The following is a 6,902-nucleotide window of genomic DNA, read 5'->3' as shown; positions in this document are numbered from 1 at the left end:
ATGCCTTTTAAAAGTTACTTTCAAATAAACTAACCTTTTAATATAGTGTTTCTAAATTATTATATGATTAGAGTGTACCCTAATCATGTAAAATATTGAATTAGTTTACTATTTCAACATTTTATTACGAATATCTTGTTTATCATTTTCATTTAATTCTGCTAAACAATGATAAAGATACTCGAAATGTAGCAATAATATTACTGCATTTTGTTTTGTTCCATACTGATTATCATAACCATGCATAATAGAATGTCTATTAATTTCATTCATCCTTTTTTCACCAAATTCAAAATTTCGTTTTAATTTAAATTTATAATATTCTTTGATTTTGACGTAATCAGCATCAACATAATAATCATGCTTAGATTTGTACTTGTTTATCGTTTCCTCAATTACAATATTAAAGAGTCGATAATTAGTTCTTCCTTTATAATTCACTGAATTGAATATCATACCTTCTAATCTTGCTAATAATGCAGGTATTATAAGATAATAATATTCATGCTTATATCCATCTAAAATCTCTTTTAATATAGTAATATCTTCTTGAGGTAGTTTGTAAGTGGTTACTTGGCTTTTTAAATGATTAAAATGAATTTCATCAAAATACCTTGTCATTATCAAATTAATATTTTCTTTAGTTACCTCCTGATGATTTGAATTCATTTCAACATAATTAACAACTTCATTTATATCTACATAATCTATTGGCGGATAATCATAGTTAATAAAAATTGAATTTACTGTAGTTGTATTATCAATAAAACTATCTAAAGCATCTTTAAATTCATCTAAGTTAGGTATACTTTTAGCTAAAACTTCTATTGATTCAGATATTTTCTTACTGTATTTAGAATTTATATCTTTTATTGCTTCGGATATTTTCTTGCTAAATATAGAATTTATATCTTCTATATTTTTATGCATTCTATTAAAATTTAATTTATCTAGTATGATATGTTTACTAAAATTATTCTTCATTTTAATTTCCCTTCTTAATTTACATAATGACCGTTATCGTTAACTTTTTTATTTTAAATTATTGTTTATCAATATTTATAAAAGCTATAGAATCAGTATTTATAAATAAGAAATCGCCGCCATCCGGAATTTTTATAGAAATGCTATTTGTTTTATCTTTGACTACTCCTTCTATATCTTCAATGAGCCTATTATAAGCATTTTCACCTAATACACTTTTTATAATCGCATATTGCTGGTCACTATAATTTAACACCTATTGTTATTCTTTCTTCTTCATATGTACTCACAGCTTACCTACCTCCAATTTTGGATTTTTTTAATATAGTATACTCTTCTGCTAATTTAATCACTTTGCATTCCTACCAATTATGATGTTATAATGCACTTAACAAAGTTATTAAGCATAATACACCAATCCCCTCACTATCGGAAGTAGTGAGGGGATTTTTTAGGTGTTGGCTAAAGGTCGCCTATTTTTTCTTATCGTTGCGATTGCGTAGCCAATGCGCAAATAACGCTACGATACAACCACTCGCTGCCGTGGTCGTGATGTGAACAAAGTTATCAAGCATAATTACACCTCCTCTCTACGTCAACTTGACGCCTGAGAGATAGGCGACTCTATAATTATATCATCTGTAAACATGTAAGCATATATACTTCCGATAAGTTGAATTATGAAAACCACTTATAACAGAACATATAACAAAAAATATTAGGAAGTTAATCCTCACAAATATTAAGTTACCATTATCGCTTTAATAATCTGTATTTCTTATATATTTTATACACAAATGTAAGTTACACATGTGTTAATTACATTTGTATAACTTACACATCACTTTTCTAATTATTTGCATACTGTATGCAATATATACCTAAAAAGCCTGTTGAAATAAACAATTAAATAAATATACAAGTTTACTTATTTAACTAATGCCCAATCATTTTTATCAGAGCAATGAAGTACATTTGTGTAATATACACAAATGTACTTTACACAAATATATTTTACACATATATTAATAAATAATGCTTTCAACACTGTATTTCATTACATGCAAAAGCTTATCACTATAACACATAAATCTTCGATTATTTTATTAAATTTTATTGTTTCGATATACTATAAATGAAGTAATGAGGTGCTAAATCTTACTTTGAGAACTAAAATACTTTGCTGAGTGTTTATAAAGCCTAAGTGAAGTATTTCATATAGACTATTCCTTTCTCTGATCCTACTATCAAGCTAATAAATGCTTCATAGTAGTTTTTTTGTTACTCAAAATAATTTTAATAGATAGATTCAATACATTTTACTTTTTCCTGTCTTCTTAAGAAAAAAACATTGGTTTAACTGCAATCATTATCAATTTCCTAAATGTCATAACATCTTCATAAGACCATTTAATATCAGGATTTTGAATAACTAAATCATATAATCTTTTTATCTCTTTACCCATTTCTTTTTCAGTATATAAATCACGCTTTTCCGATAAAGGACGCTCCTTATTCTCAATCATTTTTTCATCCCATTCTATCCTGCGACTATAAGCCCAATATAATTTAGTTACAGTATCTAACCAACCATTTTCTAAATAATAGTTAATTGTATAACTTTTAAGATGTATGATTTTAAACTCATCAATTGTATCCTTTTGGGGTCCACCAGATCCTCTAAATTAGTGGGTTCATCTAAAATTTCGGCCCCATATTTTTCAACTGAAATACTAGAAATTGAATCATAAGTTGCTTTAATTTTTTCCGATACATCTACTTCAATAGAGTAATCTCCTATTGAAAATGATTTGATATTTTGAAACAAATTATGGATGTCTTTTTTAAAAAGTAATATAAATATCAATATAACTATAGGGAAAGAAAAATGTGAATACAATAATTTTAACATCTCATATACAAAAGAAAAAAAGTTCATTATATATCCTACCTTTTTTTAATTAGACTTATCATAGTACTAAATACTCTATAAAATTTTAAAAGTTTTTATAGAATATATTCCTCTGTTTTTCAAACAAAAATACCATAAATATTAATATTCTACTGACTCAAGCAATGCTAAAATTTTATCTTGTTTATTCGCAACTTCTTTTAAAACTTTTGTATTTTGTGCTTGCTGATGTGACTGTTCTGCATATAATTTTTGATAACTTTCAAGTGGATCTAATAACTCTAAAGTCTCTAAAATTAATTTGTTTCTTGATATATTTTTATCTTTAGCCAATCTACTTAATCGATCTAACAACTCACTATCTACATCTCTAATTAGTAAATCTTTCTTCATTATTTTGAACTCCTTTTTTTTAAATTTTTTACTTATTTTTTTATGTTTTACGTACATATACTTACTAAGGTTATTTTGAAATTTAAACTAAATCCAGAATGATATTAAAGTATTATGCCTTCAAAAAAGGGTGTCTCACCTTTGTGACATTTTCTATATATCGTGTCACAAAGGTGAGACAAACACAATATGTTGTGTCACGAAAGTGAGACATTTCTATTTTTTTGATATCATAACACAAACCATTTAAACCCTTGGAATGTCTGGCTTAGCCAGACCTATCATTTCAAATGATAGCATATTCTCCTTATGCTCTTACCAAATATTTACCGATTTTCACGTTTTTTCTAAAACGCTCATAAAATCCATATAGTTTTTTTACTTACATGGTATGAAAAACATACCGAATCAAACATTTAAAACACTAATTTTTATATTATATTTAAGATGTATCTATAACAAAAGGAGTGTTCAAAATAAAACTAAGTTATAAACTAAAAATGGAACGTCTTAACGAAGAACTATCTCGAAAGAAATTGGCAAAATCACTTAATAAATATTTTAAAACGAAATATTATACAGAGAGAATAATAGGTATCATTGAAAGTGATGAGACTTATTTAAAATTTGATGTTGTTGATGAAATGTGTTGCTTTTTTAATTTAACAATTCAAGATTTACTATATAAAAAATGGCCAGAATATAATCAGGATTTCACTGACTACTTCCAAAATGAAACTACGAAATATTGTCCTTTGCCTGATGAAAATAGAACACGAGTTCATCAATTTTCTCAGCTTATATCTCATTTTAATTTAGTTAATAAACAGGATTGGATTTCATTCCCCAAGTATGATTTTATCCAAAGAGTTTATTACGATTACTTTGAAAAAAATGTTATTGATTACTCAACATGTGAAATAGCTTTAAATACTTTTAAGTTCCATTATCCAAATTATTTATACAAAAATAATAGTGGTTTAATCATTAAACATGATTCAGCAGGTATATTATCTGTTACCGATCATCGTGATCCTATATCGAATGATGCATTGAAAAATGGCGTTGAAAGAATAGAGCATGCCATTGGCTTATTATTAGAAGTCAATACCCATAAATATGATCAAGGACTATTCACATCCCATAATATTGAAAAGTTAATTGAATACTTTAGGTGTCATAATATTAGCTTAAATAACTTAAGTTCTAATACATTAATCCCTTTATCAACATTGAAAAATTTATATAAAAATCCTAAAAAGTTATACTTTAAAGATATTCAGACACTATGTAACTATTTAGATTTTCCAATCAATGAGATTTCAAATTATACTAGTGACATTCAAGATAATATTGACGCTAAAAATATAGGTGAACATCTAGCAAAGTTAACTAACACTGGTGAAATTGAATCATTTAATCAACAATATTATCTAACGTCACAAGAAACTCAATTACTCATTCCTAGCTATTGTTATGAATCATTTATACGACAAATGAAAAAAGACTTAAATAGAGGCAGTGATGAGACAATGCTTTTCATGGAATTTAAGCATTTTATTTTTCAATGGCACTTTTTTAATAAACTTAAAATTTTACTGTCTCAAAAGTTGAACGGAAAAATTGGTAGAGATCTCTTTTATATGTTTATTAAAACGGAAATAGAATCTGCATTAGGTAATAAGCTTTATCCAAGTAATCCAGTTAATCTATTAGGCACTTTAGCACTAAACAGAATTTCAAAGTTTGATAATACAAGTAATAAAGAGCTTCAAGAAATCATAGAAGAACAATTCAAATAACTATCAACACACTTATCACTATAATGATGTGTATACGTATCAACATAAACATAACTACATTCATACACATACCTATATACACCAAATTTTATAGTACTTTATTTACGTATAAAATTTGGTGTTGTTCTATAGTATCAAGACAAGAAGAAACTCGTTTCTAAAACCATAATAAAAAAACAGTAATACCAAAAAAATATATAATCAAAATACAATCAAAAAGGAGGATCTATATGAAATTTAGAAAAATTCAAAATGAAGATTATACTGCTTGTGCTAAAAATTTAGTTTCAGCTTATGAGGGAGCTCCATGGTATAATAAATGGACTGAAAAAGAAGCATTACTTAGAATTGAAGCCACAATGAGCGGATTTAATTCTAAAGGATATGTAATCGAAGAAAATAATAAAGTAATCGCAATGTGTATCGGCAGAATAGATTATTATTTCAATGGCATGAACCAATTTTGTATAGATGAGTTTCATGTTATACCTAAATTTCAAAAGAATGGCGTAGGTAAAAAATTAATAAATTCTGTCTCTGATTCACTCAAACTTGATGAAATATATAAAATTTTTCTAATCACGGGCGGAGAACTAGCAGAAAATTTTTATAAAAAAAAACGGCTTCATGAAATCAGAAGAAGGAAGCATGTTGGAACTCCAACTGTAGAATTATGACTAAAAATTAAAAAAAGAGATGTGAAATTAGATTCACATCTCTTTTTAACTATCACTTGATATCTATTACTTTTCTTTGATTATTCTCAGTTTTCGGTAAATCTACAGATAAAATACCATCTTCAAATTTAGCCTCAATATTATCTTCATCTATATTATTAAGTGAATACATTCTCTTCACGTTACTATAAGATCTTTCTTTTTGAATGACTTTACCTTCATCATCTTTTTCTTCATTTACCTGATTATTTTCAGCAGAAATTATTAGCGTCCCATTTTCATAAGAAATATCTATTTGGTCTTTTGAAAATCCTGGAAGCTCTGCTTTTAATTCATATCTATCGTCTTTTTCACTAATATCAGTTTTTATACCTTGTTCATTAGGAAAATTACTAAAAAATTGTCTTCCAAAATCTCTAAACAATTCACTAGGTGTCATATCAAAATAATCTCTTCCAAATGGTTTTAAACCATAACTCATAACGATCACTCCTTATAATATTTAACCTATTTTTTGATTAATATTTTTGACATAATCCAAATCATTTAAATACTCTTCCTAATTACTGTTGAATTCGAATTCAACAAAAGGGTTAAATTCAAATACACCATCAAAATTAGACATATTCTTAAAAGGAATTAGTTTTTTTGAATTTTTATCTAAACTCATATCAACCCCTCCCTATAAAGCATATAACTATTTTCACTATATATATAACATAAAGGTCAAAATTGGTCAATAAATTTTCTCGGCATAAATACGTGGTCTATTTATTTTGCTTTTCTCCAAAATATTAAGATAAAAACACTCCAATACCACCAATAAAAACTGCAACAAAAATCCCAATCCACATTAAAATAGACATAGAAAACGCTCCTTTTTAAGTAAACTCTATCACAAGAACGATTTAAAATTTAAATACCTTTATTTTGAATTTTAAGGGGGTATTTTAAAGATTTAGGGGTAAATCATATAGTTTTATGCCTAAAAACATATATAAGCTCTTAAAACACAAATATGAGCCAAATAAATATATGCTCTTTTCAAAAACTATAATTGGAGCAAAACCAGTGTTGAATTTTTTAGACACTGCCCATTTACGCACCCACTTAGGGTGGTGCATGTAATCTGGT

Annotated in this window: 9 protein-coding genes; 2 read left to right on the top strand and 7 right to left on the bottom strand. The window is 26.6% G+C overall.

Annotated features, from left to right (window positions below; genetic code table 11):
* Window positions 1-108 precede the first annotated feature (108 nt).
* The 5 genes from KA894_RS14330 to KA894_RS14310 form a co-directional block, all read right to left on the bottom strand.
* On the bottom strand, window positions 109-984 hold the full coding sequence (locus tag KA894_RS14330) for a hypothetical protein (protein WP_210129206.1): 876 nt from the start codon (window positions 982-984) through the stop codon (window positions 109-111).
* Between the two features lie 58 nt (window positions 985-1,042).
* A complete protein-coding gene (locus tag KA894_RS14325; protein ID WP_071561892.1) occupies window positions 1,043-1,240 on the bottom strand; it encodes a hypothetical protein in 198 nt (65 codons plus the stop codon).
* A 217-nt stretch (window positions 1,241-1,457) separates the two neighbouring features.
* Window positions 1,458-1,559 carry a type I toxin-antitoxin system Fst family toxin gene (locus tag KA894_RS14320; protein WP_002495781.1) on the bottom strand — a complete coding sequence of 34 codons (102 nt, stop codon included), beginning with the start codon at window positions 1,557-1,559 and terminating at the stop codon, window positions 1,458-1,460.
* 762 nt (window positions 1,560-2,321) lie between these two features.
* On the bottom strand, window positions 2,322-2,510 hold the full coding sequence (locus KA894_RS14315) for a hypothetical protein (RefSeq protein ID WP_203217289.1): 189 nt from the start codon (window positions 2,508-2,510) through the stop codon (window positions 2,322-2,324).
* 527 nt (window positions 2,511-3,037) lie between these two features.
* Complete coding sequence (locus KA894_RS14310; RefSeq protein ID WP_238929026.1) at window positions 3,038-3,289, bottom strand: hypothetical protein; 252 nt, start codon at window positions 3,287-3,289, stop codon at window positions 3,038-3,040.
* A gap of 500 nt (window positions 3,290-3,789) precedes the next feature.
* Here KA894_RS14310 and KA894_RS14305 point away from each other — a divergent pair, with 500 nt between their 5' ends.
* Window positions 3,790-5,091 carry a helix-turn-helix domain-containing protein gene (locus KA894_RS14305; protein ID WP_204172137.1) on the top strand — a complete coding sequence of 434 codons (1,302 nt, stop codon included), beginning with the start codon at window positions 3,790-3,792 and terminating at the stop codon, window positions 5,089-5,091.
* A 230-nt stretch (window positions 5,092-5,321) separates the two neighbouring features.
* Window positions 5,322-5,768 (top strand): GNAT family N-acetyltransferase, encoded by a 447-nt coding sequence (locus tag KA894_RS14300; protein WP_239435865.1) that lies wholly within the window; start codon window positions 5,322-5,324, stop codon window positions 5,766-5,768.
* Window positions 5,769-5,820: 52 nt separating this feature from the next.
* On the opposite strand, the gene KA894_RS14295 is transcribed toward KA894_RS14300, so the two are convergent.
* Complete coding sequence (locus tag KA894_RS14295) at window positions 5,821-6,249, bottom strand: Hsp20/alpha crystallin family protein (RefSeq protein ID WP_204171298.1); 429 nt, start codon at window positions 6,247-6,249, stop codon at window positions 5,821-5,823.
* A 469-nt stretch (window positions 6,250-6,718) separates the two neighbouring features.
* The coding region (locus KA894_RS14290; protein ID WP_210134035.1) for a hypothetical protein at window positions 6,719-6,902 on the bottom strand (184 nt) is incomplete at its 5' end.

The sequence above is a fragment of the Staphylococcus sp. GDY8P131P genome (genome assembly GCF_017891975.1).
GTDB classification, from domain to species: Bacteria; Bacillota; Bacilli; order Staphylococcales; family Staphylococcaceae; genus Staphylococcus; species Staphylococcus nepalensis.
Note: the sequence above shows the minus strand (reverse complement) of the source record. Positions and strands in the feature narration are given on the sequence as shown.